This is a genomic window from Pseudomonas sp. NY11955, from assembly GCF_048068035.1.
GTDB lineage: Bacteria > Pseudomonadota > Gammaproteobacteria > Pseudomonadales > Pseudomonadaceae > Aquipseudomonas.
Genome location: NZ_JBLUPS010000010.1, coordinates 93,169 through 119,700 on the forward strand (window position 1 = coordinate 93,169; position 26,532 = coordinate 119,700).

At 59.0% G+C, this 26,532-nt stretch carries 21 protein-coding genes and 1 pseudogene; 12 read left to right on the forward strand and 10 right to left on the reverse strand.

Going from position 1 to position 26,532, the window contains the following annotated elements; genetic code table 11:
- Positions 1-223: 223 nt before the first annotated feature.
- The gene (locus tag ACNFBR_RS19215; RefSeq protein ID WP_367394426.1) at positions 224-3,478 is read left to right on the forward strand and encodes an ATP-binding protein; all 3,255 of its coding nucleotides are present in this window, start codon (positions 224-226) and stop codon (positions 3,476-3,478) included.
- Positions 3,479-3,730: 252 nt separating this feature from the next.
- On the opposite strand, the gene ACNFBR_RS19220 is transcribed toward ACNFBR_RS19215, so the two are convergent.
- The 3 genes from ACNFBR_RS19220 to ACNFBR_RS19230 all read right to left on the reverse strand — a co-directional run bounded on the left by ACNFBR_RS19220 (position 3,731) and on the right by ACNFBR_RS19230 (position 5,656).
- Positions 3,731-4,651: a hypothetical protein gene (locus ACNFBR_RS19220; protein WP_416736325.1), complete on the reverse strand. Its 921-nt coding sequence runs from the start codon at positions 4,649-4,651 to the stop codon at positions 3,731-3,733.
- Positions 4,652-5,127: 476 nt separating this feature from the next.
- The gene (locus ACNFBR_RS19225) at positions 5,128-5,427 is read right to left on the reverse strand and encodes a type II toxin-antitoxin system RelE family toxin (protein ID WP_416736326.1); all 300 of its coding nucleotides are present in this window, start codon (positions 5,425-5,427) and stop codon (positions 5,128-5,130) included.
- Positions 5,417-5,656 (reverse strand): type II toxin-antitoxin system RelB/DinJ family antitoxin, encoded by a 240-nt coding sequence (locus ACNFBR_RS19230; RefSeq protein ID WP_060478286.1) that lies wholly within the window; start codon positions 5,654-5,656, stop codon positions 5,417-5,419. The genes ACNFBR_RS19225 and ACNFBR_RS19230 overlap by 11 nt, the downstream gene beginning before the upstream one ends.
- A 265-nt stretch (positions 5,657-5,921) precedes the next feature.
- On the opposite strand from ACNFBR_RS19230, the gene ACNFBR_RS19235 reads away from it, so the two are divergent.
- Positions 5,922-6,128 (forward strand): DUF3079 domain-containing protein, encoded by a 207-nt coding sequence (locus ACNFBR_RS19235; RefSeq protein ID WP_416736327.1) that lies wholly within the window; start codon positions 5,922-5,924, stop codon positions 6,126-6,128.
- Between the two features lie 174 nt (positions 6,129-6,302).
- Here the strand turns inward: ACNFBR_RS19235 and ACNFBR_RS19240 are convergent, their stop codons facing one another.
- Positions 6,303-8,600, reverse strand: coding sequence for a TonB-dependent siderophore receptor (locus tag ACNFBR_RS19240; protein WP_416736328.1), 2,298 nt, complete (start codon positions 8,598-8,600; stop codon positions 6,303-6,305).
- A 140-nt stretch (positions 8,601-8,740) separates the two neighbouring features.
- On the opposite strand from ACNFBR_RS19240, the gene ACNFBR_RS19245 reads away from it, so the two are divergent.
- From ACNFBR_RS19245 to ACNFBR_RS19255, 3 genes and pseudogenes are all read left to right on the forward strand, one after another.
- Positions 8,741-9,463 carry a response regulator gene (locus tag ACNFBR_RS19245; protein ID WP_416736329.1) on the forward strand — a complete coding sequence of 241 codons (723 nt, stop codon included), beginning with the start codon at positions 8,741-8,743 and terminating at the stop codon, positions 9,461-9,463.
- 1 nt (position 9,464) lies between these two features.
- Positions 9,465-10,823: pseudogene (locus tag ACNFBR_RS19250) on the forward strand (ATP-binding protein); the annotation flags it as partial.
- Positions 10,824-10,957: 134 nt separating this feature from the next.
- Entirely contained in the window at positions 10,958-12,625 is a 1,668-nt protein-coding gene (locus ACNFBR_RS19255) for an FMN-binding glutamate synthase family protein (protein ID WP_416736330.1), read from the forward strand.
- A 30-nt stretch (positions 12,626-12,655) separates the two neighbouring features.
- Here the strand turns inward: ACNFBR_RS19255 and ACNFBR_RS19260 are convergent, their stop codons facing one another.
- Positions 12,656-13,975, reverse strand: coding sequence for an OprD family porin (locus ACNFBR_RS19260; RefSeq protein WP_416736331.1), 1,320 nt, complete (start codon positions 13,973-13,975; stop codon positions 12,656-12,658).
- A gap of 472 nt (positions 13,976-14,447) precedes the next feature.
- On the opposite strand from ACNFBR_RS19260, the gene ACNFBR_RS19265 reads away from it, so the two are divergent.
- Positions 14,448-16,544 carry a TonB-dependent receptor gene (locus ACNFBR_RS19265; RefSeq protein WP_416736332.1) on the forward strand — a complete coding sequence of 699 codons (2,097 nt, stop codon included), beginning with the start codon at positions 14,448-14,450 and terminating at the stop codon, positions 16,542-16,544.
- Positions 16,545-16,649: 105 nt separating this feature from the next.
- On the opposite strand, the gene ACNFBR_RS19270 is transcribed toward ACNFBR_RS19265, so the two are convergent.
- Both ACNFBR_RS19270 and aguA read right to left on the reverse strand, forming a co-directional pair.
- Entirely contained in the window at positions 16,650-16,847 is a 198-nt protein-coding gene (locus tag ACNFBR_RS19270) for a hypothetical protein (protein ID WP_416736333.1), read from the reverse strand.
- Positions 16,848-17,030: 183 nt separating this feature from the next.
- On the reverse strand, positions 17,031-18,137 hold the full coding sequence (gene aguA, locus ACNFBR_RS19275) for an agmatine deiminase (RefSeq protein WP_416736334.1): 1,107 nt from the start codon (positions 18,135-18,137) through the stop codon (positions 17,031-17,033).
- A gap of 277 nt (positions 18,138-18,414) precedes the next feature.
- Here aguA and rfbC point away from each other — a divergent pair, with 277 nt between their 5' ends.
- Genes rfbC through ACNFBR_RS19295 form a run of 4 tightly spaced genes read left to right on the forward strand, consistent with a single transcriptional unit; the run spans position 18,415 to position 22,675 of the window.
- The gene (gene rfbC, locus ACNFBR_RS19280; RefSeq protein ID WP_416736335.1) at positions 18,415-18,960 is read left to right on the forward strand and encodes a dTDP-4-dehydrorhamnose 3,5-epimerase; all 546 of its coding nucleotides are present in this window, start codon (positions 18,415-18,417) and stop codon (positions 18,958-18,960) included.
- 42 nt (positions 18,961-19,002) lie between these two features.
- Positions 19,003-20,817, forward strand: a complete 1,815-nt coding sequence (locus ACNFBR_RS19285) for a sensor histidine kinase (RefSeq protein WP_416736336.1) — start codon at positions 19,003-19,005, stop codon at positions 20,815-20,817.
- The gene (locus ACNFBR_RS19290; protein WP_416736337.1) at positions 20,814-22,220 is read left to right on the forward strand and encodes a sigma-54-dependent transcriptional regulator; all 1,407 of its coding nucleotides are present in this window, start codon (positions 20,814-20,816) and stop codon (positions 22,218-22,220) included. Before ACNFBR_RS19285 ends, ACNFBR_RS19290 begins: the two co-directional genes overlap by 4 nt.
- Positions 22,220-22,675, forward strand: coding sequence for a YiiD C-terminal domain-containing protein (locus tag ACNFBR_RS19295; protein WP_416736338.1), 456 nt, complete (start codon positions 22,220-22,222; stop codon positions 22,673-22,675). Before ACNFBR_RS19290 ends, ACNFBR_RS19295 begins: the two co-directional genes overlap by 1 nt.
- Positions 22,676-22,795: 120 nt before the next feature.
- Here the strand turns inward: ACNFBR_RS19295 and cysQ are convergent, their stop codons facing one another.
- Together cysQ and nudE are read right to left on the reverse strand one after the other, a co-directional pair.
- Positions 22,796-23,614 (reverse strand): 3'(2'),5'-bisphosphate nucleotidase CysQ, encoded by an 819-nt coding sequence (cysQ, locus tag ACNFBR_RS19300; RefSeq protein ID WP_416736339.1) that lies wholly within the window; start codon positions 23,612-23,614, stop codon positions 22,796-22,798.
- Entirely contained in the window at positions 23,611-24,177 is a 567-nt protein-coding gene (nudE, locus tag ACNFBR_RS19305; RefSeq protein WP_060501240.1) for an ADP compounds hydrolase NudE, read from the reverse strand. Before nudE ends, cysQ begins: the two co-directional genes overlap by 4 nt.
- A 64-nt stretch (positions 24,178-24,241) precedes the next feature.
- Here nudE and yrfG point away from each other — a divergent pair, with 64 nt between their 5' ends.
- Positions 24,242-24,904: a GMP/IMP nucleotidase gene (gene yrfG, locus ACNFBR_RS19310; RefSeq protein ID WP_416736340.1), complete on the forward strand. Its 663-nt coding sequence runs from the start codon at positions 24,242-24,244 to the stop codon at positions 24,902-24,904.
- 150 nt (positions 24,905-25,054) lie between these two features.
- On the opposite strand, the gene lysM is transcribed toward yrfG, so the two are convergent.
- Complete coding sequence (gene lysM, locus ACNFBR_RS19315) at positions 25,055-25,495, reverse strand: peptidoglycan-binding protein LysM (RefSeq protein WP_416736341.1); 441 nt, start codon at positions 25,493-25,495, stop codon at positions 25,055-25,057.
- A gap of 176 nt (positions 25,496-25,671) precedes the next feature.
- Between lysM and fdhD the strand changes: the two genes are divergently transcribed.
- Positions 25,672-26,502 carry a formate dehydrogenase accessory sulfurtransferase FdhD gene (fdhD, locus tag ACNFBR_RS19320; RefSeq protein WP_306578822.1) on the forward strand — a complete coding sequence of 277 codons (831 nt, stop codon included), beginning with the start codon at positions 25,672-25,674 and terminating at the stop codon, positions 26,500-26,502.
- The last annotated feature ends 30 nt before the right edge of the window (positions 26,503-26,532 follow it).

Here is a 26,532-nt window from a genome sequence, read left to right on the forward strand (position 1 = left end):
CCACCAGAGCTGACCAAGATTTTCCACCTTCTTTGGCGGTTGCCTTTCAGGTGGCAGGGAAATTCAGGTGCAAGGTGACTGTAGGCCGTTCCCTAGCCTATAGAGTTTTAGGAGCCTACCCCTGGAATACGGAGGGGGGTTAACCGTCCGAAAAAAATCGTGACAGCATCATTTGGCCATCATATATTATATAAAAATACCAACCTAAGCATTTAGGACAGACATGGAAAGTGACGCACTAAAGACAGACGATAAAGGACTGACGGCTGAATCAGTTAACTCTGCAATTTTTGAGCTAGAGCTAGAATTAAGCCGACTCGGAAGCGATATAAACTGTAGCAGCACTTACGAGCACGCTCGAACGCTCCTAGTTGGCGCATTGACGCAAACTTGCCAAATCTCAGGAGTTTACACTGGACAGAATTTAGAGCGTGTTCTTGGAAAAATAGAATCTGCAACAATTGGGCATCGAACAGCGTCAATTATTCTCATCCGCTGCATGGCAGTTGAAGGTTTGCTCCCTTTAGACGAACAGCCAAATGTTATAAATAGAAAGCTGCTATCGATAATAGAGAGCCATGTTCCAGATCTACTGAAATTCCTACGCCTAGAAAAGCAAATGCAAACGTATGAAAAAATAAACATCATACGCGCATTCCATGGCAACGCTTGCACTAATTACACGCCACTCAATCAAGTTTCTGGCTCTATATCAGAGATAGCCACTCAAAAAGCCATACTCTCAAAAGCACTCAAACACAAACAATTTCAAAGCTATCTACAGCCTTTTAATTACGTCCAAATTAAAACCAAGCTAGAAGGACTGCTAGAGGGCATAGATGGACTAGCCTCTTGCAATGGCTCCGAATATAAACAGCGGCTAGACGAAATAGAGCTTACTCTAGAAGAAGCGCAATCTATAGTTGAAAGCTGCCACTCCTTCTTTACAACCCAATTTGCCCAACCGTTTCTGGAAACTGTAAGAAACGCAATTGGGACAATAAAAAATACGTCTTCCGAAAGGTTATCATCCCATATTGAGCCGCTTAGAAAACCTCCAGGCTCAGCAGAGAAAAAATACCCTCTGCACCAGAGTGAGCGCTATATAAACATTCTCATTCCACTCATCAATAGAGGACCAGGAACTGCACTTAATGTTTCAGTCGAAGTTGATTGCGGCGATGAATCCGACATAATTCTGGAAAACGAAAATGTGAGCCTTGGAGATGTTTCTCCAGGGAACTTCGCAGTATACTTAAGAGCCTGCATTGTCAATCCATGCAAAAAAGCAGGAATGACCATTGAAATAACTTGGGCTGAAATTTTTGGCGAAACAAAAAGCCAGATATTTGATATCACGATTGAGGGACAGAATGAAAAAGTAGATTGGGCCTCGCTTGAAGCTCTAGAGCCATACAGTCTCGAGGTGGCTGAAGGTGATATGTTTGTTGGACGTGGAGCTAAGGTTAAAGCAATTGCCAACAAGCTATTGAAACGCCCGATGACCTCGACATATATTACTGGCCAGAAGCGAATAGGTAAAACTTCGCTTGCAAAAGCAGTGGTCGATTACTTGGAACGAGAGCATAAAGACTTTCACAGCTTATATTTAGAGTATGGTGAATATTGCTCAGCAACCCCGGAAAAAACACTAAAGTCTCTTGGCGAAAATATCTTTCACTTTCTAAGTGAGTATTTTTCAGCTACTGATGCCTTTACACCTGACTTCAGTGAGTCCATTGCCGACCTTAATTTGGCCGCAAAAAAATTAGAAACAAAGAGCCCGACAAAAAAATTTATTATAATTCTAGATGAGTTTGACGAAATTCATCCAGAACTTTATCGCTCCGGGCCTCTTGCCGAAACCTTCTTTGCCAACCTTAGAACACTTGCAGCACGAAAGAACCTAGCATTTATATTGGTTGGCGGTGAGAAAATGCCGTTTATCATAGGCGCACAAGGAGACCAACTAAATAAATTCTCACGACAGACTGTAGATTACTTCTCACGCAGCGAGGAATGGGTTGAGTACCTTGAGCTTATTACAAAGCCAGTTGAAGGAAAATTAAACTGGAACGAAGCATCTATAAATGAAATTTTCAAAATAACCCACGGCCATCCCTATTACACGAAACTCGTGTGTTCAAAAATCGTAAGCTCTACCGTAAGCGAACGCGACACAGAAATCACCGAGTCAAATATAACCTCTGAGCTTCCCGCACTACTATCGGAACTTGATACCAACGCTTTTGCGCATCTATGGAAGGATGGTATCAGCTTCGAGCGCGAGCAAGCTGAAGTAGCAGAACTTAAACGCCTCAGACTACTAGTTGGCATAGGCCGCTCTTTCAGAGAAAACAAAAGACTTGAAGATGATGCTAAGCGTCGTGCTGTCTGCGCTCAACTTCAGGAACATGAGATAACACCACTAATAGACGATTTCAAACGACGCGAAATTCTAAGCGAGCGTGAAGGGGAGCTCTATTTTACAGTGCCGTTATTTGAGCTTTGGCTCAAGGATTTTGGGTTAAATAAACTAATAACTAGCACATTGGGCGATGATTACGAAGATGCTATCAGAGCTGCAGAAGACAAAGCCCATGTCTCGGCCCAAGAAATCCAAAATCTCGTAAACCGCTGGCCATCTTATCGCGCACAAAAGGTAAATGGCGAGCAAATTAGGGCATGGCTAGACCAAGTTCCAGACATTTTAGATCAACGAATGCTTTTCAAAATCCTTGACAATATTAGATTTTTAACCCCTACGGAAATTGATGATTATCTAAAGATCGCTCATAGCAAAGCCGTTCACCCCTCAGTTGGCGCATCTACAGTAACTAGAAGAACTGATCGTCGGAATGATATTTGGGTGACATTTGCTGATGGCATAGGAAAAAGCGGGCTTCAATATGCTCGCATGTATGCTAAATCAAATGCGATTACCACCACTTGCATTTTTGATCCAGCGACGATAACAAGAAAACTATCCAACCTTAAAGACGAAATACCTCCCAAGGCTGTTGTCTTAATAGATGATGTCGTTGGCAGTGGAGACACCCTATCTTCAGGAATATTGAATTTTGGAGAAGAGTTTTCTGAAGCGCTTCTTAAGCTGGACATCCCCCTTATTGCTATCGCATTGATTTCAACAGAGGAAGGTGAGCGTAAAGTTAACTCGGCGCTATCCAAACTTTCTATAAAAAGCGAACTTCATATTTGCGAGATAATCCCTTCATCTGGTTTTGCATTCCTCGACGAAGAAATCAGCTTCTGGAACGATATAAGCGAAATGCACAGAGCAAAAGCACTGTGCAGAAATTTAGGATCTAAACTCTACAAAAATCCGTTAGGCTTTAAAGGACAAGGCTTACTATTAGTCCTTCCTGAAACCTGCCCAAATAATTCTCTCCCTATTCTTTACAGAACAAAAAAAGAGGAACCTTCTTGGACTGCTTTGTTCCCAAGGCCCGTTTCGTAACGTCTCTCAACCAAACGCAATTTTAAGTGCACTGCACGCGAGACGCATACACCATTTAATCTTGCATCTAAATGTGAACGATCATTTTCCTCCCTTATCAACTGACTGGGGAGGAAAGTGAATCAATCAGTGTTTCTGTAAACCCGAAAGCCTGAGTTTTTCCGACAGCAGAATTTGGCGAATGATCTCGTTATGTATTTTTGCACTACCGGCACGACTCTATATCAATGGACCACAGTGAGCCACACCTACTCATTCTTCCTTCGACTCAAACTCCCACGCAGTTACAGACTGAATAAAACCATTTAAAATATCTGCAATGCAAGAATGCAGAGCTACAGTCTTATCATTGATTATCTTGGCAAGCTCCATTTTTTCAACACTTGTAGTTTGATCAAAGTTCAAACCCTCTCCTCCGCCAACAAGAACTGCTCCATCCGCTCGAATATTTAAAGTGCCAGCGGGAACGAACTCAAAATGCGCTATACGGTCCCTTATTGATGGTGCGCCGCCTTCGGACATTACAAATTCGAAGGCCGATATGTATTTGTTGTGCGCACCTGCGATAGCTTCCACAACTTCTAGCGGGCGTTTGCGAGCAAGTTTTTTAGGCAGAGTTCTAAAAGAGCTAATACGTTCTTTGAAGAAAGCACTAATGGCTGTGGAAAGTTGGTCCAGACAGCGACGATATGCCATTACATACGCTTGGTATTCAAAATCCAGAATCTGCGTCCCACCTATTCCAAGCGTTGAGTTTCTCGAGAGGGCAGGGATTTCGCCAAGTGATGCCAACCTCCTCATTAATTCGGCCTCCACATCGAGCAATCTACCTTGGTGGTACAGCACACACAAGAATGATTGCTGTACGTTTCCAAGAATCCCATTCACGAGTTGGTGATACCAGTAATCTCCTTTGTTTGCATTATTTCGGAGTCGAGTAATGAAATCAGGCTGAGGATTTGTCACATATTGATGAAAATCTAAAAACGGTTTTTTTAGATTAACCTCCATTTCAAAACCAGCGACATCTTGCACGACTTTGAAGCACGCTTGGGTCTCAGCTGAAAAAATAGCTCGAAGTATGTCAACGTGTTCAGGCGTCACACTTTCCCCAAGAGTTGCTATTGCATCTCTTAGCGCGTCATTCAATATTGCGTCCTGGTGTTTTTCCACTTACCCTATCCCAAATTATTTATAATCAGTCGATTCTACACTTTCGAAAGACGAAAGGCACCTGCAATAAACAAATTGAAATTCATTTAACTCTATTGGTTCGTAGAAAATTCACGATTACTGGGTTCAGACCAAAAATCGCCAAGCGATAGTCCGCGCCTGTCTGCTTACCAATTTTATTAATCGCAGTGCTAGGATGGATGCTCTCACGCACCATAGCAGTAGGTACTTTTCCAATTATTATAAATTAGAGGTGTGCCGCAGCCGAATGAGAAACCGTCCCTAGCTTGATGTTAATTACACCTAGGAAAGACAAGCCTAATGCAAAGGATAGTTTTAGGGATAGAGGTCAAAATGATCATAAATAAAAACACTACAAATCATTGAATTAGGGATATTTTTGACTCCTGGTGCCTCCTTTGCGTTCCACCGAATGCCGTGGAAGCCCCTAAGACCGCCCTTTAACGGGTTTTTCGTTATGACGTTTTACCTACCACTCGCTCTGCCGCCTTGCGATAAGCCTGTTCCCGCTCGCGCTTATCTACAGCTACCACAAAAACTACAACCTCCTGATCGATCACCTGGTAGACCAATCGGTAGCCGCTACTGCGCAGCTTGATCTTGTAGCAGTCCGGGAAGCTATGCAGCCGGTTCGCCTCAACCCTCGGATTCAGCAAAACCGAGGCGAGTTTTTTCTTGAGTTGCTGCCGGACCGTATCCCCTAGCTTTTGCCATTCCTTTAGCGCTCGCGCATCGAACTCAAGGCTATAGGTCATCCAGCGAAACCTTCACTCGCTGAGGGTCGGCAAGGCGCTCGCGAACGGTCGCTAGCAGCGCCTCATCTTCATCAGTCATGAGCACAGGTTTAAAAGGCAACTGCCCGCGCTCGGCGACGTACTGCAAGGCTTGGCGCATGAGCTCGGAGGGCGTAACACCCAACCGCTCAAGCTCACGATAGGCTCGGATTTTTAGATCGTCGTCGATACGAACATTGATGGATGCCATGATGGCTTGCTCACTGTAATGACAATGGTCTTTACAGTGGCGCAATTCTGGGCAGCAGACAAGTGGCTTATGAGCACAAACCGACGAAGGACAAAGCCGTTGCACGCCGATTCGATTCCACGAATAGCCATAATAAGAGTGGTGCTCGATGTTGATTCAGAATGCGAGCACCGCTCGGGATTCGTTCCCAAGGTTGATCTCAATCAAACCTGAAACGGCCACGCAGCTTAGCCTGAGATCAGTCACCACTTGAGGGACGGGCAGCATGGCCAAGAAATTCCCCACAAACCCTAGCCATCCCGAGCGCATCTGCTGGGGGTGCGACTTGTACTGCCCTGCCAAGGCGCTAGCCTGCGGCAACGGCGCAGATCGGACCATGCACCCGGCAGAGCTGTTTGGTGAGGATTGGGAGCGTTTCGAGGGCCGCCTGGAAAAGCCGATTGACCAAGGACGAAACGCTGAGCCCAGATGACGGGGGATGGCACCGGCTGCGCCGGTGTTCGCGGCTAAAGCCGCTCCCACAGTGAGTGACTGCCCCCAAGAAGTTGGACACCAATCCAGTGATCGCGCCAACTTTTAGATGCTCCCCCCTGTGGGAGCTTGGTTTGCCGGCGATGGGCCGCAAGGCAGCCCCACGCAGTGTTGGTCAGAACGCCGTGCTAACCGTCAGCGACAGGTTACGCGGGTCGCCATAGATCGCCCCGGCATAGAACCCGTACTGGGTGTAGTAATGCTTGTCGAACAGGTTGTTGGCGTTGAGGCTGACGCTGGTGTCATCGGTCAGCTGATACTTGGCCATGGCATTCCAGATGGCATAGCCGGACCAGTTCACATCCGTAGCCCCATTGCTCACGCCATTGGTGGGCTGGCCAGCCGGGCTGGAGATGGCGCGGATGTTGGTTTGCGCGGTTACGCCGGCACCCAGGGTCAGGCGGTCGAACGGGCCGCTCAGGCGGTAGGTGGTGGAGGCTTTGAACAGGTGCGACGGATCGCTGCGGCCGTCGCTGTCCACGCGGCGAAAGTGCAGGTAGGTGTACCCAGCGTAGACGTTCCAGTTAGGGGTAAGAGCGCCCGCGAGTTCCAAGTCGATACCGTCGGTTTCCTGCCCGGAACCGGCCTTGTAGGCATTGCCACCGGTTGGGGTCGTCAGGTCGCCATCCAGCACCGCCTTGTTTTCCTGCTTGGTGCGGAAGTACGCCGCCGAGGCGTTCAGGCGGCCATCGAACCACTCGCCCTTGATACCGGTCTCGTAGCTTTGCCCACGAATCGGCTCCACTTTGCTGCCGCTGCTGGTTTCAGATGTTTGCGGCGTGAAGATATCGGTGTAGCTGGCATACACCGAGTAGTGGTCGTTGAGGTCGTACACCGCGCCCAGGTACGGGGTGACGATGCCGTTCTCTTCCTGGCTGCTGCGCGCCCCGGCCACACTGCGGGTGACGGACGAGTAGTTGCTGGTGCGCACGCCCACGATCACCGACAGCGGGTCGGTGATGCTCAGGCGGGTGGCGGCGTACATGCCCTGCAGGCGGGTAGTGGTCTTGCTGTGGCGGCCAGTGCGCGAGGCGATGATGTCGTAGTCGTCGTCCACGCCATTGCGCCAGTCGGTCAGCGCGAAGCCGTTGTTGGCGCGGAACTGGCAGCCCAGTGCAGGCGCGCTGGCCATACCGTCGCCAACCATGGTGCAGGTGTATTCCGGCGACCAGCCCACGGTGCGGCTGTCGTTGTAGCCGACCATGGCCTGGTGCGTGCGCCCGAACAGCTGGAACGGGCCGGACAGGTCGATCTGCGCCGACTGCTGGGTGGTGTCGCTGGAGCTGTGCAGGCCATTGAGCACAGCACCGCTGCCATCCTGGTCCCAGTAGCCACCATAGGTGCCGCGCCCGGCCGAGTTCACCTTGGCCAGGCCGCGGTGGTTCAGGGCTTCGGTGGTGGCCTGGGCGCCTTTCAGGTCCAGGATCCAGTCGTTGTCGAAGCGGTGTTCGAGCGAACCGAACGCAGTGCGGGTGGTGTACTCGCCAAAGCTCCAGCTAGGCACCACGTTGGTGCTGCGCGGCAGGTCGGTCTTGCTGCCGTCGCGGTACCAGAGCGGAATGTTCGCCCCCCAACCGCCGCCGACAACTTTGTTGTATTCGTACTGGTAGCCGGCACCCAGGGTAGTCGCGTCATCCAGGTCGAACTCGAAATTGGCCAACGCGGCGCGGGAGCGCTCGGACTGGTTATCGCGGAACGAGTTGGCGTCCTGCTGGGTCATCACGAAGCGCGAGCGCAGGCGGCCATCCTCGAACAAGGGCAGGTTCAGGTCAGCCCCCAGGCGACGCTTGTCCCAGCTGCCGTAAGAGGCATAGGCGCTGCCGCCAAAGGTCTTGGTCGGTGCCTTGCGGATCAGGTTGACGGTGGCCGACGGGTCGCCGGTGCCGCCCAACAGGCCATTGGCGCCGCGCACGATATCGATACGCTCGTACAGGTCCATGTTCAGCGCGTTGCCGCTGCCGCTGAAATCGGAACCGCCCTGAGTCTGCAAGCCATCGACCTTCCAGTTGCTGATCGAGTAACCACGGGCACGGTAGTCGGTACGCCCACCCACCTCGGACTTGTTGGCCGTTACGCCTGGCGTGGTTTGCAGCGCCTGCTCGATGGTGTGGATGTCGCGGTCATCCATCTGCTGACGGGTGATGGTGGTGACCGATTGTGGCGTCTGCCGCGGCGTCAGATCGAGGCCGGTGGAACTGCGAGTGCGCTCGACCGTGTAGCCCAACTGGCCGGCATCGTCGGCTGGCAGCAACGCGCTGTCTTCGATCTGCGTGGCATCCAGCTCCAGGGGTTTACCGTCGGCAGCCATGGCGCCACCGCTGATGGCAACGGCAACGAAGAAGGCCAGCGGCTTGAGACGACTGCCACTTTGGCTGATGGGGGTGAAGACTTTCGAGGTGCTCATAGGATTCATTTGGGAAGGCTTCGTATTTGCAGATGATTTTTTGTTAGGATTCTAGGGATCGGCCCTCCAGGCTCCAGACCCGACATGTACGGGCATGTAATTGAACGTAACGAGCGCCAACGGCCCTCACCGAACAGGTGTTTTTCCGCATGAGCACGACCCTGCTGGTTGTCGACGATGACGACGAGATCCGCGAACTTCTTTGTGATTACCTGACAGATGCCGGCTATAACGTGCTAGCCGCAGCCGACGGCGAACAGATGCGCGAACAGCTGGCCCGGCAAAAAGTGGAGCTGGTGGTGCTCGACCTGATGCTGCCTGGCGAGGACGGCCTGAGCCTATGCCGTCAGTTGCAGGCCACACCAGGGTTGGCCGTGATCATGCTGTCGGCCAAGGGCAGCACGCTGGACCGCATCATTGGCCTGGAAGTGGGTGCCGACGACTACCTGGCCAAGCCCTTCGAGCCACGCGAGCTGATCGCCCGAATCAAGGCTGTGCTGCGTCGCCCACAACGCCTGGACGCACCTGCCGAAGAGCCCGCCGTGGTGGATGCCCAGCTGTTCGCGGGCTTTCGCCTGGAACACGTAAAGCGCCTGCTCACCCGCCCCGATGGCGAGACGCTGACCCTGCCGCGCTCCGACTACCGCGTGCTGCGCGAACTGCTGGAAGCCAACAACCGCGTAGTCTCCCGCGACCAGCTGACGCGCAGTGCATTCGGCCGCGACCACCTGCCCGACGACCGTTCGGTGGACATGTGCGTCAGCCGCCTGCGCCAGCACCTGCGCCGCGCGCCGGCGGGGGCCGCGCAGATCCTTACCATCCGCAACGAAGGCTACCTGCTGAGCATCGCCAACCACGAGGCCGATGCCTGACATGCGCTGGCTTCGCCGGCTGTGGCCGCGCACCTTGTTTGGTCAATTGCTGCTGATCATGGTCAGCGGCACGCTGGTGATCCAGTTGATGTCGAGCAGCATCTGGTTCGATGTGCGTTTCGCCCAGGTGCTCGAGGCCCCCGTGCGGCTGATCGCTGCGCGCAGTGCTGCGCTGATTGCCCAGGCCGACTGCCACGGCAGCACCCTGCCGGCGCCAGCCCATTACCAGTTACGCTGTGCCGAAAGCCTGCCCACGCCGGAGCATGACGAGCGCCGTGGGCGCAGGCGCGTCGAGCTGTTGCTGCAACAGGCCCTCACGTATGAGTTGGGGCATGCTCAGGACGTGCGCCTGATGAAGGTGCAACTGACCGATGAACTCGGCCAGCCGATCGTCTGGCGCAGCCTGTTCGGCCTGCGCACGGCCCAGGCGCATATCCAGTTCGCGGTGCCATTGGCCGATGGTCACTGGCTGACCATCGATGGCCAGGAACTGCAGGGTTGGAGTGGCGAGTCAGCCTGGGTGCTGATCAGCGACTACCTGCTGCGGGTGTATGCACTCAGGATCGTCGCAGTGTTACTGGTATGCCTGATTGCCGTGCGCCTGTGCCTGCGCCCGCTGCGCCGCCTGGCCGATGCCGCGCGCGGCCTGGGCGCTAACCTCGAACAGCCGCCCTTGGCGCTGGATGGCCCGGAGGAAGTACGCCAGGCAGCGCAGGCGTTCAATGCCATGCAGCAGCGGCTGATTGCCATGGTCAACGACAAGGCCTACTTCCTGGCCGCCGTGTCCCACGACCTGCGCACCCCGCTGACCCGTATGCGCCTGCGCCTGGAGCGCCTGCCCGACGACGAGCACCGCCAGCGCTTGCGACAGAACATCACGCAGATGGACGACATGATCGGCCAGGTGCTCGATTACCTGCGTGCCGGGGAGCAGCAGAATTTGCAGCAAGTGGACCTGGACCGGCTGGTGGCACGCCAGTGTGCAGACCTGGCCACTGCCGAGGAACCGCTGCCGGTGCACGGCCAGGTGGGCAGCTTGCGGGTAGATGCCCTGTTGCTGCAGCGCTGCCTGCAGAACTTGTTGGTGAATGCGTTGCGCTACGCCAAGGATATTTCGGTCACGCTGGAGCGGGTGACCGCAGGCGTATTCATCCATATCGACGACCGTGGGCCGGGGATTGCACCGGACCTGCTGGCAACCATTGCCGACCCGTTCGTGCGCGGTGAGGGGTCGCGTAACCAGGCATCCGGGGGCTATGGGCTGGGGTTGAGCATTGCCCAGCGGATTGCCACCAGCCATGGCGGTGAGCTGACGCTGTCGAACCGTGAAGGCGGTGGCTTGCGGGTCAGCATACTGCTCCTACAACGGTCGGCTTGCCTGCCTGTTGTACCGCGCAACCCACAATCGAGTAACAGTCTTTTACCGATTACCCAGGTTTTCCCTGCCCCGTCTTTGCCTATCCTATGCCCGGTCATCCTGCCTGCGATGGACCCATGAAACACTCTCTACCCAGCCGCTACGCCTGCCTCGCACTTTGCCTTGTCTTCACCTTCGCCAGCCTACCGCTGCTCGCCCAGCATGCCTGGCTGTGGCCGGTAACGCTGATCACCGCATTGCTTAGCCTGGTCGGCCTGAACGACCTGCGCCAAAGCCACCATGCGGTGCGCCGCAACTACCCGATCCTCGGCAACATCCGCTACCTGATCGAAACCATCCGCCCGGAAATTCGCCAGTACCTGATCGAGGGTGACGACGACAAGCTGCCGTTCTCCCGCTCGCAGCGCTCGCTGGTGTACGCCCGCGCCAAGAACGAAAGCGCAGAGAAGGCGTTCGGTACCCTCAACGACGCCTACAAGCCTGGCTTCGAGTTCATCAGCCATTCCATGCTGCCGGTGGCTACGCCAGACCCGGCATCGTTCCGCATCGCCATCGGCGGGCCGCAATGCCGCCTGCCCTACTCGGCCTCGATCTTCAATATTTCGGCCATGAGTTTTGGCGCCCTCAGTGCCAACGCCATCGCCGCACTCAACCGCGGCGCACGCATGGGCCGGTTTGCCCATGACACCGGCGAAGGCAGCATCAGCCCTTACCACCGCGAACACGGCGGCGACTTGATCTGGGAAATCGGCAGCGGCTACTTCGGCTGCCGCACCGAGGACGGCCGTTTCGACCCGCACCGCTTCGCCGAGCAGGCCCGCTCGCCACAGGTGAAGATGATCGAAATCAAACTCAGCCAGGGCGCCAAACCAGGCCATGGTGGCATCTTGCCGGGGCACAAGGTCAGCCCTGAAATTGCCCAGACCCGTGGCGTGCGCGTAGGCGAGGACTGCATCTCGCCGGCGGCGCACAGCGCCTTCCGCACGCCGGTCGAATTGCTCCAGTTCGTGGCCAACCTGCGCGAGCTGTCGGGCGGCAAACCCGTGGGTTTCAAGTTCTGCCTGGGCCATCCGTGGGAATTCATGGGCATTGCCAAGGCCATGCTCGCCACCGGCATCACCCCGGACTTCATCGTCGTCGATGGCAAGGAAGGCGGCACCGGCGCGGCACCACGCGAGTTCAGCGACAACATGGGCGTGCCAATGCGCGAAGGCCTGATGTTCGTGCACAACACCCTGGTCGGCCTGAACCTGCGCGCCGGCATTCGCATTGGCGCGGCGGGCAAGATCGTCAGTGCCTTCGATATCGCCAGCGTACTGGCCATCGGCGCTGACTGGGTCAACTCGGCACGCGGCTTCATGTTCGCCATTGGCTGCATTCAGTCGCAAAGCTGCCACACCAACAAGTGCCCGACCGGCGTGGCCACCCAAGACCCGCTGCGCCAGCGCGCCCTGGTGGTGCCGGACAAGGCCGAGCGGGTGGCCAGCTTCCACCGCAACACCCTGCACACCCTGGCCGAGATGCTGGCTGCCGCAGGCCTGGAGCACCCTTCGGAGCTCAAGCCCAAGCACCTGGCGCGGCGTATCAGCCCCAGCGAGATCGGGTTGTTTTCGGACTTGCACACCTTCCTCAAGCCAGGCGAATTGCTCAGCGGCTCGATCGAAAGCGAGTTTTATGCGCGGATGTGGCGAATGGCGCGTAGCGACAGTTTTGCGCCGGAAACCGCGGATGCGGCACCGACTTCGGCAATGGCCGCACGCCGAAAAGAAACAGCCCCGGCATAAGCCAGGGCTGTTGGGTACATCAGGTCAGGATCAGAAGATGCTGATCGGGTACTCGACGAATACGCGGACTTCGTTGCCGTCGTCGTTGTAACCGTTTTGCTGCACGGCGTTGTTGGTACGCACGAACGAGCTACGCAGTTTGATCGACAGGTCCTTGGCCGGGCCGTCCTGCACCACGTAACGGATCTGGTTGAAGATCTCGCGCTCTTTACCTTCGCCGAAGCCCTGCGGGTTGGCGACGTTGCGGGTGTTGATGTTGTCACCCACCACGTAGGCCAGCTTGTAGGTCAGGCCAGGGATGCCGTAGGCACCGAAGTCCAGGCCGTAGCCCAGCTGCCAGGAGCGCTCGTCTTCGGCGTTGAAGTCGGACCAGTACGAGTTGGCCAGGTAGATGGTCGAACCACCGTCACCCACGCCACCGGCGTTCTGGTAGAAGCCGTAGTTGTAGCCAGTGCTGCCGGTGCTGCGCTGGTGGGCGATGGTGAACGAGTGCGCACCGTAGGCGTAGGTAGCGGCCAGGCTCCAGATGGTGTTGGAGTCGCCGTTCAGGCCGGCAGCCTGCACGTACTGCTTGTCGATGTCCGACTTGTAGCCGTTGAAGTCCAGGGTCAGGGACTGGTCGCTGGCGATCGGGAAGACGTAGTTCAAGCCCAGGTAGTGCTTCTTCATCACGTCTTCGTTGTCGGCGGTGTACAGCGAAGCGGTGAAGTTGTCGGTGAACTTGTAGCTACCACCGAAGACGTTGATCGACTTCAGGCCACCACCGTCACGACGCTCGGCACTTTTGCGCGCTTCCTGGGTGAAGCGGCCGGCGTTCAGTTCCAGGCCCTGGATCTCTTTCGAGGTGATCAGGGTGCCGGTGAAGCTTTCTGGCAGCAGACGTGCATCGTCGTACTGCAGCACAGGCAGTGCTGGCATCTGGTCACCGTACTTCAGCACGGTGTTGGAGATGCGGAATTTCACGGCAGCGCCACCACGGGCCAGGTTGTGCGGCGAGCTGGCGTTGCCTTCGGCGTTGGTGGTTTCGTGCGGCTTGAAGAAGTCGACGCCGCCACCACCGTTGTGGCCTTTGCCGCCATCGAGGCGCACGGCGTACAGGCCGAATGCGTCGACGCCGACGCCGACGGTGCCCTGGGTGAAGCCGGAGGAGAAGTTGGCGATGAACGCCTGGCCCCATTCGATCTGGTCGTCGGTGCCGTGCTTCTTGTCACGGTTGATGTAGGCGTTGCGCAGAAGGACGTTGGCGTGGCTGTCCTCGATGAAGCCCTTGCTGTCGGCCTGCTCATTGGCCTGTGCCTGGGTCGCGGCGATCATCGCCAGGGCGACCAGGCTGATCCTGGTTTTCAACATGTTGTTTTCCTTATTTCTTAATCAAAAACGCTCTGCAATATGACGCCAGGAACCAACGCCCCTTCGTAGGTTCGACGCTATGCGGATCCAGCCAGGCGGGCCAACCGGTAAGTACACGGCGGCCCTTGGCAGCAGCTTGGCCAAAATCATGGCCAGCAGGCGTTGGCCGAATCCTAGCCGTGTGCGATTACGAATGTCAAAAAATCGTGAAATGCAGGTTGATATAACCAAAATCACCAGCGTGTCTAGTGCATTTCCATGCAGGTTTGCGCTATCAGCGGGCATTTTATCTTGCGTGGGAAATTGCCTTTTGATCGAACGGACAAATTCCCATGGGGGCGATTTCGCAGAGGTAGGCTGTTACAAACAGACACATATGTAAAGACAAGCCTTTACAAATACCCAAGCAAGAGTAAATAGCAAGCATTACCATTCGCGCCTTCTTTTTCACCTGCCCGGTTCGGATGTGTCCATGCTTGTACCCTGCCGCCTTTCCCCCCTGACGCTCGGCCTGTCGCTGCTGTTCAGCGCCAGCCTGGCCAGTGCCGCCACCACCACGCTGCCAGAGTCGTCGATTACCGCCGACAGCGAACGCGAGAAGGACAACCCACGGGTCAAGGAGGTGAACACCGCCACCCGCACCTCGACGCCAGTGCGTTATGTACCCCAGGCCATCGACACGGTGAAAACCGCCAATGTGCTGGATTACGGCAGCAACACGCTGGGCAAGGCACTGGAGGGCATCCCCAACGTCAGCAGCGGCGCCGACACCCGCTTCGACAGCGTACGCATCCGTGGTTTCGAGGCCAGCAACGACTTCTACCTGGATGGCATACGCGACGACAGCCAGTACATCCGCGACCTGCACAACATCGAGCGGGTCGAGGTGTTGAAGGGGCCTGCGGCGGTGCTATATGGCCGTGGCAGCCAGGGTGGCATCGTCAACCGGGTCAGCAAGGCACCCGAGCAGGGCCGCCGCTCGACCATCGAGGCGCAGGCCGGCAGCGAAGACCTGCGCAGCCTGTATGCCGACCTCAGCGCCGCCCCCAGCGACACTGTCAGCCTGCGCCTGAACATGGGTAACCAGGACAACAACAGCTTCCGCGATGACATCGACGGCAGCCGCCAACTGTTCGCCCCGTCGATCAGCTGGCAGATCACCCCTGACCTGAACTGGTTGGTGCAATACGAATACAGCCGCTACAACCGTACGCCGGACCGGGGCATCCCCGGGGTCAACGGTCGCCCGGCCGACGTCAGCCGTGGCACCACCTACGGCGACCCGCGCGACTACATCGATGACCGCGCCCAGTCCCTGCGCTCGCGCCTTAACTATCAGCTGAACGAAACCTGGCAGCTGCGCCATACCCTGGGCCTGTTCAAGCTCGACAGTGAGTTCGACAACACCTACGTGGTCGGCTACAACGCCGGTTCCAACACCGTGACCCGCCAGCGTTGGCAGCAGGACCTGAACACCCGCAACCTGTTCAACAACCTGGAGGCCGAGGGCGACTTCGACACGATGGGCCTGGAGCACAAGCTGCTTGTAGGCCTGGAATTCGGCAACCAACGCCGCGACCCTCTGCTGTACACCACCTTGCCTGTTGCCAAGGGCGGCCAGTCGGTTCCGAGCCTGGACCTGAACAACCCCGACCGCAGCCAGCAGCACACCGGCCCGATGACCGTGTCCAGTGACAACCACACCGTAGTCGATAGCCGCGGCCTTTATCTGCAGGACCAAATCCGCCTGAATGATCAGTGGCAAATTCTGGCTGGCGTGCGCTTCGACCAGTTCGAAGTGGAAACCACCAACAAGGATGGCCTGCGCGAACCGCAGGACAGCAACAGCACCAGCCCGCGCCTGGGCGTGGTCTACACGCCATGGCGCGACCATTCGTTCTACGCCTCGTGGAGCAAGACCTTCTCGCCGGTGGGCGGCGGCCTGATCGGCATCACCCCAGGTGCACCGGGCAACGCCAACGACGCCAAACCGGAAGAAACCCGCCAGAAGGAAATTGGCGTGAAGAGCGACTGGCTGGACCAGCGCCTGACCACCACCTTGGCCATCTACGAGCTGGAGCTGTACAACCGCCGCACCCGCGACCCGCTGATCCCGGAAAACATCTTGCTCAGCGGCTTGCAGCGCTCGCGCGGCATCGAGCTGACGGCCACCGGCAATATCGTTGGCAACTGGTATGTACGCGGCGGCATCGGCCTGCAGGACGCCATCATCGTCAAGGACAACAATGGCCAGGAAGGCAACCGCATCAATGACGTGGCCAAGCGCAACGCCAGCCTGTTCGTGACCTGGAAACCTGAGCTGGGCTGGTACGCCGAAACCGGCCTGACGCTGGTGGGGGAACGTTACGCGGACAACCAGAACACCACGGTATTGCCGGGGTATGGCCGTTGGGATGCGCTGGCGGGGTATCGCACCCATGACTGGGATGTAAGGGCGGCGTTGAGCAACATTGCCGACAAGACCTATTACAGCTCGGCGACCAGTGCGGCGCAGATCCAGGTGGGGGACCCGCGTAGCCTGGTGGTGACGGGTAGCTACAGCTTCTGATCTTTGTTGGCTGTGCGGGCCTCTTCGCAGCGCAAGGCTGCTCCTACAGGGATCGTGCGCCACCTGTAGGAGCAGCCTTGTGCTGCGAAGGGGCCAGCGATTCGATCAGTGCCACACCGCCATCAGCGCCTGCATCTCTGCTTCGCTGATCAGCCCTTGGGGGTATCGCCCGGCAAGCAGACGTCGTGGGTCGGTCGTCCTGACCCTGATGCTTCCATGGTGTCTCAACCACTTCGCCACAACCCTGAGCGATTGGTGATTCACTGCCGATGGGCGCAAAGCCGACTCACTTGCTGCGTTCATGTCCACACGTACTCCCTGGCCCGTGAGCGGCTAACTTACGTAAGTATTGTTACAGATCCGAGAGCGCGGCATGGCCGAGCTATCTGTTTGAAAAACAATACAAAACCTATGCCAGCGCGGGCCTCCGAACGTCGCCCGAAAAAAAGGCCCGTCACATGACGGGCCTCTTCATTCACGCCGCGCTCAGCGCTTGACCGGGGCCGGTTGCTGCTGGGTCAGGCAGTGGATGTTGCCGCCACCCAAGAGCAACTCGCGGCCCGGGATCATCACCACCTCATGGTCGGGGAAAATCTTGGCCAGGATCGCTCTGGCTTCGGCATCTGCCGGGTCGTCGAAGCTTGGCGCAATGATGCCGCCGTTGACGATCAGGAAGTTCACGTACGAACCGGCCAGGCGCACCGATGGGTCACGCTCCTGGCTGCCAGCCACCTGGTCGACACCGGCACATTCTTCGGCAGTGGCGAACAGCGGGCCCGGAATCGGCATCTTGTGCACGATGAACTCACGGCCCTTGGCGTCGCGGGTGTTCTTCAACACCTCCATGGCTGCGTGGCAGCGCGCATAGTTGGGGTCGTTGGAATCATCGGTCCAGGCCAGTAACACTTCGCCCGGGCGCACGTAACAGCAGAAGTTGTCGACATGGCCGTCGGTTTCGTCGTTGTACAAGCCATCCGGCAGCCACACCACGGTATCCACCGCCAGCTGATCGCGCAGCACCGCTTCGATCTGCTCGCGGTTCAGATGCGGGTTGCGGTTGCGATTGAGCAGGCATTCTTCGGTGGTGATCACGGTGCCCTCACCGTCCACATGGATCGAACCCCCTTCAAGCACGAAGCCTTCGGTCTGGTAGCGCTGGCAGCGCTCCATCTCCAGCACCTTGGCGGCCAGCTCCTCGTCGCGGTTCCACGGCGCGTACAGGCCACCATCGAAGCCGCCCCAAGCATTGAAGCCCCAGTCCACACCGCGCACTTCGCCATGGTCGTTGATGACGAAGGTTGGGCCGGTGTCACGCACCCAGGCGTCGTCGTTGCTGATTTCAACCACACGAATGTTCGGCTGGTCGAGCTGGCGACGGGCGTTTTCGTACTGGCCGGCGGAAGCCGCGACGGTCACAGGTTCGAAGCGAGCAATGGCCTTGGCCAGGGTCACATGGGCAGCCTGCGCCGGCTTGCCGCCCAGGCGCCAGTTGTCCGGGCGCTCCGGCCAGACCATCCACACCTGAGTTTGCGGTGCCCACTCGGCGGGCATGTGGAAACCATCGGCACGGGGCGTGGAGTTGAGGGTTTTCATGGGTAACCTCTGTGATGGCCCTGAGCCTGGATGCGCTGGGGCGACTGTCAATTTATAACCGATATATATCGATATTTAAAGCCAATAGATCGGTGCCAGCCTACCATTCGGCGCATTTTAATCGATAACAATCGACACATTTTTGGCTTGGTCTGGTGAAAGAAACCGCCTGCCGTCTACCATAGCCATACCTTATGCATCCTGTTACAGCTGCGCGCGGAAATTTCCGACAAGGCCAACTAGGGTCAATACGTGAACAACGGGCCAGCGAGCCGCTATGAACATCATCCCTACCGCAATCCCTGAAGTACTGATCATCGAACCCAAAGTGTTCGGTGACAGCCGTGGTTTTTTCTTCGAGGCATTCAACGCCCGTGAGTTCGCACGGCAAACCGGTGTTAACGCGGCGTTCGTCCAGGACAACCATTCGCGCTCCATCAAGGGCGTGCTGCGTGGGTTGCACTACCAGGTGGAAAACACCCAGGGCAAACTGGTGCGTGTGGTACAGGGTGAGATCCGCGACGTCGCCGTGGATGTACGCAAAAGCTCGCCAACCTTTGGCCAATGGGTCGCCGTGCACCTGTCGGCCGACAACCACCGTCAACTGTGGATTCCACCTGGCTTCGCCCACGGCTTTGCAGTGATGAGCGAATCAGTCGAGTTCCTCTACAAGACCACCGACTACTACAACCCGGGCGCCGACCGCTGCATCCGCTGGGACGACCCGCAACTGGGCATCGACTGGGGCCTGCAGGGGCCACCGGTGCTGTCGGACAAAGACAAGGTCGGCCTGCCACTGGCAGAGGCGGAACTGCTGCCATAACTAGCGCATAATTGCGCCAGACTTTTCTGGCGCATTTACGTGATGATCGCAAAACCCACGCCCCCACGCCGTCCCCGCTGGCGCAGCCTGGCCTTGCTGGCCCTGTGCCTGGCCCCGTTGCTGTGGCCACTGCATCATCTGGCCGAACGCTACTACCAGCAAGAGCTGGCCTCGCAGAACCGCCAGACCCTCGACCTGTACGTCGCCAACCTGCTCGGCACCCTGCACCGCTACGAGACCCTGCCACAGATCCTCGGCGACCTGCCGGCGCTGCGTGGCGTACTGGCCGACCCGTTCCGCCTGGAAGCGGTGACCAATGCCAACCGCCTGCTCAAGGACATTGTCCAGCAGACCGGTGCCGAGGTGATGTACCTGATGGACGTCAGCGGCAACACCCTGGCCGCCTCCAACTGGGACAAGCACGACAGCTTCGTCGGCCGCAATTTTGCCTTCCGTCCCTACTTCAACGAGGCCATGGCCGGCCATCTGGGCCGTTTCTTCGGCCAGGGCACCACGTCGGCCAAGCGTGGCTACTTCTTTGCCGCAGCGGTGCGGGACCGCGAGCGGACCGTGGGCGTGCTGGTGGTAAAGGTCGACCTCGACCACACCGAAACCCTGTGGGGGCGTACCCCCGAGCAGCTGTTGCTGACCGATCACAATGGCGTGGTCATCCTTACCTCCCGGCCCGACTGGCGCTTCCGTGCCACGCGGGTGCTGAGCGAAGCCGAACGCCAGGCCATCATCGCCATCCAGCCCTACCCGACCCAAGCCCCGCAACCGCTGGTGCTCAGCCCGGATGCCTGGATCAGCCAAACCCGCGATATCAAGGAAACCGGTTGGCAGGTCAGTATTCTCGCCCCACGCATACTGGTCGACCGCTCGGTGCAGACGGTGATGGCCATCGGCGCAGGCACCCTGCTGGTGGTGATGCTGTTGGCCGGGCTGGTGATGCAGCGACGGCGCCATTACATCGACCGCATCGACTTCGAGGCCCGTGGCCGCCAGGAGCTGGAAAAGCGCGTGGCCGAGCGCACCGCCGACCTCGAAGGCCTGAACACCCGCCTGAAAAGCGCTGTGCTGGAGCGCGAAAACGCTCAGCAGGAGGCGGTGCGCGCCCAGGACGAACTGGTGCAGGCCGGCAAGCTGTCGGTGCTCGGCACCATGTCGGCGAGCATCAGCCATGAGTTGAACCAGCCGCTGGCAGCCATCCGCAGCTACGCGGAAAACGCCGAGATCCTGCTCGACCACCAACGTACCGAAGACGCCCGCGGCAACCTCAAGTTGATCGGCGAACTGACTGGGCGCATGGCCTCGATCATCGCCCACTTGCGCGCCTTTGCCCGCCGTGACCGCCATGCCCCCGAGAGCGTGGCGCTGCAGCCGGCCCTGGACGATGCCTTGGCGTTGCTGGCCAAGCGCCGTCGGGCGATGGCCGTAGAGCTGATTCGCGATCTACCGGAAGCCACCTTGTGGGTACAGGCCGGCGAAACCCGCCTGCGCCAGGTGCTGGGCAACCTGCTGGCCAATGCCCTCGACGCCCTGACCGAAAAAGCCAACCCGCGCCGCCTGTGGCTAAGTGCCGAGCAGCGGGAAGACTGCGTCTATCTGTACATCCGCGACAACGGCCCCGGTTTCAGCCGCCAGGCCCTGGAGCACGCCAAGGAGCCGTTCTTCACCACCAAGACCCGCACCCAGGGCCTGGGCCTGGGCCTGGCCATCTGCGAAAGCCTGATGCGCGCCCTGGGCGGTGAACTGCTGCTGGCCAACCACCCGGAAGGTGGCGCACTGCTGACCCTGCAGCTGCGCATGGCCGCGCCTGGCGCTACTTTGCCCAATTCGGAGGACCCCTCGGCATGACCACCGAGACACTGATCGACAGCCGAGCCCAGGTCATCCTGGTCGACGATGACCCCCACCTGCGTCAGGCCCTGAGCCAGACCCTGGACCTGGCCGGGCTCAAGGTGGTCGCCCTGGCCGACGCCCAAGGCCTGGCCGAGCGCATCGAGGCCGACTGGCCCGGCGTGGTGGTCAGCGACATCCGCATGCCCGGCATCGATGGCCTGCAATTGCTGGAACAGCTGCACGGCCGCGACAGCGAGCTGCCGGTACTGCTGATTACCGGCCACGGCGATGTGCCGCTGGCGGTACAGGCGATGCGCGCCGGGGCTTACGACTTCCTGGAAAAACCCTTCGCCACGGACGCCCTGCTCGACAGCGTGCGCCGTGCCCTGGCCCTGCGCCGCCTGGTGCTGGACAACCGCAGCCTGCGCTTGGCGCTGAGCGACCGCCAGCAACTGGCCACCCGCCTGGTGGGCCAATCACCGGCCATGCAGCGCTTGCGCGAGCAGATCGGTGCGTTGGCCGGCACCCGCGCCGATGTGCTGATCCTGGGCGAGACTGGCGCAGGCAAAGAGGTGGTGGCCCGCGCCCTGCACGATCTGTCCAGCCGCCGCGATGGCCCGTTCGTGGCGATCAATGCGGGCGCACTGGCCGAGTCGGTGGTCGAAAGCGAGCTGTTCGGCCATGAACCAGGCGCATTCACCGGCGCGCAGAAGCGCCGTATCGGCAAGTTCGAATTTGCCAACGGCGGCACGCTGTTCCTCGACGAAATCGAGAGCATGAGCCTGGATGTGCAGGTGAAACTGCTGCGTATGTTGCAGGAGCGCGTGGTCGAACGCCTGGGCGGCAACCAGCTTATCCCGCTGGATATCCGCATCATCGCCGCCACCAAGGAAGACCTGCGCCAGTCCGCCGACCAGGGGCGCTTCCGCGCCGACTTGTACTACCGCCTGAATGTGGCACCGCTGCGTATTCCACCGCTGCGCGAACGCGGCGACGACATTCTGGTGCTGTTCCAGCATTTCGCCGATGCCGCCAGCCAGCGTCATGGTCTGTCGCCGCATGCGCTGCAACCCGCACAACGCGCCCTGCTGCTGCGCCACGACTGGCCAGGTAACGTGCGTGAACTGCAGAACGCTGCCGAGCGTTTCGCCCTTGGCCTGGAGCTGGCCCTGGATGGCCAGGCACCACCGGCGGCAGCACCCGCGGCGCCAGTGCTGGGTGGCAATCTCAGCGAGCAGGTGGAGCGGTTCGAACGCTCGCTGATCGCTGCCGAACTGGCCCAGCCGCACAGCTCCATGCGCAGCCTGGCCGAAGCGCTGGGTATTCCCCGCAAGACCCTACACGACAAGCTGCGCAAACATGCCTTGAGCTTCGACGGTGGCAGCGGCGGGCATGACGATCAAGAGGACAACCGTTGATGAGCACCAATAGCCAGTACCTGCAGTCCGTATTGCACAGCGACATCCCCCTGACCCGTGAAATGGGCCTGGAAGTGATCGATTGGCAGCAGCACACCTTGCGCCTGCAATTGCCGCTGGCGGCCAACGTCAACCACAAGAGCACCATGTTCGGCGGCAGCCTGTACTGCGCGGCGGTGCTGGTGGGTTGGGGCTGGCTGCACCTGCGCCTGCGGGAACTGGGGATCGATGACGGGCACATCGTCATCCAGGAAGGGCAAATCAGTTACCCGCTGCCAGTTACCGGCACGGCGGTGGCGCGCTGTGCGGCGCCGGATGAGAAGGCGTGGGAGCGGTTCCTGAACATGTACCAGCGGCGTGGGCGGGCGCGGTTGACACTGGAGACCACGGTGAGCAATGCCGACAGTGACGAGCCTGCCGTTAACTTCAGCGGCCAGTACGTTCTGCACCGCTAACCCAACAGCCTTGCGCAAAACCCAAAGGCTGGCGCAATACCTGTGGGAGCGGGCAAGCCCGCGAACACCGGCGAAGCCGGTGCCATATATCGCACTGCCCGCTCCCACAGCGAAACCCCGTCAGATCAGGTTCAGGAACGCCTGGCGCCAGGCAGCCTTTGCCGGCAACGCCAGGAAATACGGGTTAAGCAACGACTCGCGCGGTGGATACCGGAACGGCAAGCCATCCAGCCCGATCACCTCGCCCCCGGCCCCTTCCACCACGCCCTGCGCCGCCGCGGTGTCCCACTGCGAAGTCGGCGCCAGGCGCGGATAGCAATCGGCGCTGCCCTCTGCCAACAGGCAGAACTTGAGCGAACTGCCGATATTGGCCAGTTCCAGCTCTCCCACAGCAGCCCCTAAACCTGCCAGCAGCGCTTCCTGTTCCGGGCTGGAGTGCCGACGGCTGGCGACCACGGTGAAACACTCACCCGCAGGCGGCGCGTTACGCACCTGAATCGGCTTGGCCGCCTCACCTGCCTCTGCACGCCAGGCCCCCAAATGGCGGCCACCGAAGTAGCAGCGCCCGTTGGTCGGCATCGACACCACGCCGAACACCACCTCGCCGTTTTCGACCAGGGCAATGTTGACTGTAAATTCCTCGCTGCCGGCAATGAACTCCTTGGTGCCATCCAGCGGGTCGACCAGCCACCAGCGGCTCCAGCCCTGGCGCTCGGCCAGCGGAATGTTGCAGTCCTCTTCGGACAGCACCGGAATCTGCGGCGCCAGCGCCAGCAGGCCATCGGCAATCACCCGGTGCGCGGCCAGATCGGCGGCGGTTACCGGCGAATCGTCAGCCTTGTTGGTCACCGCTACATCGGCGCGCCAGTACGGCAGGATCGCCTCGCCTGCTGTCAGCGCCAGCTTGACCACTTCTTGCATCAGTTGCAGGTCGTTCATAGCTCCAGCAACCCCCGCTGAATCAGCAGGTCACGGGCCAGGTACAGTGCCGCCAGGGCGCGCCCCTCGGTGAACTGCGGGTGCATGGCCAAGGCCGACAGCTCACGCAGGTTGACCTTGTCGACACGCATTGGCTCCGGCTCATCGCCTTCCAGGCGTTCTTCATACAGGTCGCTGGCCAGCACCACCTGGATCTTCTGGCTCATGTAGCCCGGCGACAGCGACAGCTCGGTCAGGTGCTCCAGCTGGCGTGCGCCAAAGCCGGCTTCTTCCTTGAGCTCCCGGTCGGCGGCCGCCAGCACGTCCTCGCCCGGCTCGATCAGGCCCTTGGGCAAGGACAGTTCGTACTCATCGGTGCCGCCGCAGTATTCCTCCACCAGCACGGCGTGCTCGGCATCGAGCATGGCCACGATCATCACCGCGCCGTAGCCGTTACCCCGGCCCACCAACCGCTCGTAGGTGCGCTCGTTGCCATTGCTGAAACGCAATTGCACGGCTTCGACGCGAAACAGGCGGCTACTGGCGACGATTTCGCGGCTGAGTACGGTGGGTTTCTGGCGCATGGGGCGGCTCCTTGGCGTGAACGGGTTACTATACCGTGGCTTGCCGACTGATCGAGAGTTTCCCATGCCTGTTCTTCCCTGGTCTGCCATCGATACCGTCCTGCTGGATATGGACGGTACCCTGCTCGACCTGCATTACGACAACCGCTTCTGGCTGGACCACCTGCCCCAGCGCTATGCCGAGCTGCACGGGGTAAGCCGGGCCATGGCGGAAATGGAGCTGCAACCGCTGTTCGAACGCAATGCCGGAACGCTGAACTGGTACTGCCTGGATTTCTGGAGCCGTGAATTGCGCCTGCCGATTCGTGAGCTGAAGCGGGAAATCGCCGACCTGATCGCCCTGCGCCCGGATGCCGATACCTTCCTGGCGGCGATCCGCCAGGCGGGCAAGCGCGTGGTGATGATCACCAATGCCCACCGTGATTCACTGTCGCTGAAGCTGGAGCGTGTAGAGCTGGCGCCGTACTTCGAGCGGCTGATCAGCTCCCACGACTATGGCTACCCCAAGGAGAGCCCACAGTTCTGGGATGCCTTGCAGGCGGATATCGGCTTTGAGCCGGGGCGCAGCCTGTTCATCGATGACACGCTGGCGATACTGCGCAGTGCGCGGCGTTTTGGTGTGGGGCATCTGCTGGCGGTGCGGCAGCCAGATAGCCAGGCGCAGCCACGCGATACCGAGGAGTTTGCGGCGGTCGAGGATTATCGGGCGTTATTGGTAGGCCTGTGAGGGCAGCCCAGCGCTGTAGGAGCAGCCTTGTGCTGCGAAGAGGCCAGTACTGTCAAAGCGCATCTATTGCCATGTTGGCCCCTTCGCAGCACAAGGCTGCTCCTACCGGAGCGGGCTTGCCCGCGAAAGGGCCGGTACAGGCTGCAGAGATTACTCAGGAATACGCAGCACCTGGCCTGGGTAGATCTTGTCCGGGTGCTTGAGCATCGGCTTGTTGGCCTCGAAGATCTTGTTGTACTGATTGGCGTTGCCATAAACCACAACAGAGATGGCCGACAGCGTGTCGCCCTTCTTCACCGTAACAAACCTGGCCGCCGCCACCACCGGCCCGGTCACGGTAATCTGGTCATCGACACTGGCCACGCCACTGATGTTGCCCGCCGCCAGGATGATCTTCTCCTTTTCTTCCTGGCTGGCCACTTCACCCTTGAGGACGATCTTGTCTCCCTCTACAGTGGCGGTGATGTTCGGGTTGCCCAGGCCGACACTTTCCACGTGTTTCTTCAACTGCTCTTCGGCATTGGCGTTGCCAGGGGTCAGCAGGTCGATCAACTTCTCGCCGGCTTCCTTCACAAAACTGAACAGGCTCATTGCGCTCTCCTTGTTGACGAATCCTCGGACACAGGAGTCTAGGCCAGCTTTTCCACTCCCGCCCCCATGCGACCTATCGACGCGGTCTATCACGGCATAGACCCTAGCGATTAGACGCCGCCGGCCCGCAAGCCTAGGCTTGTGCTATCAGAAAGCCGCCGGTATTCAGCGCCCCGATGAACAGCAAGCCTCCGGTCTGCGCGGCCTCATCGCCTTTGTCCATGCCCGCCGCCAGCAACACCTACGATTACGTCCAGCTCAGCGATGCCAAACGCGACAGCACTCCTCTGGCCGAGGAAGTGGCCCTGGCCATCGTCTATAACGGCCTCAACCAGGCGGTGATGCTGGTCAGCCCTACCGACCTGGAAGATTTCGCCGTCGGTTTCAGCGTCGGCAGCGGCATTGTCGAAGGCACAGCGGAAATCTACGACCTCAAACTCTCCGGCAGCGGCTCGGCGATGTATGCCGACCTGGAAATTTCCAGCCGGGCGTTCTGGAACCTCAAGAATCAGCGCCGCCAACTGGCTGGCACCAGCGGTTGTGGCCTGTGTGGCGTCGAAGCCCTGGAGCAGGCCCTGCCAGACTTGGCGGTGCTTCCTGGCGCCCCCCTGCCCCCGGCCCAGTGGCTGGTCGGCCTGCGCGAGCGCATCGATGCCTTTCAACCTCTGGGGCAGCACTGCGGCGCCGTGCATGCGGCACTGTTCATGGACCGCCACGGCGAACTGCTGCTCGGCCGCGAAGACATCGGCCGGCACAACGCCCTGGACAAGTTGATAGGCGCCTTGCTGCGCCAAGGCATCGACAGCCAAGGCGGCCTGGCCATCGTCACCAGCCGCTGCAGCCTGGAACTGATCCAGAAAGTGCTGCGTGCCGGCATCCAGACCCTGGTCAGCCTGTCGGCTCCCACCGGCCTTGCCCTGCAATGGGCACGCAAGCACAACCTCAACCTTATCCATTTGCCCAAGCACAGCGCACCGCGGGTCTACAGCCCAGCGGCGGAGTCGTAACTGGCTGGAGTACCAGGGGCGCCTGACCGA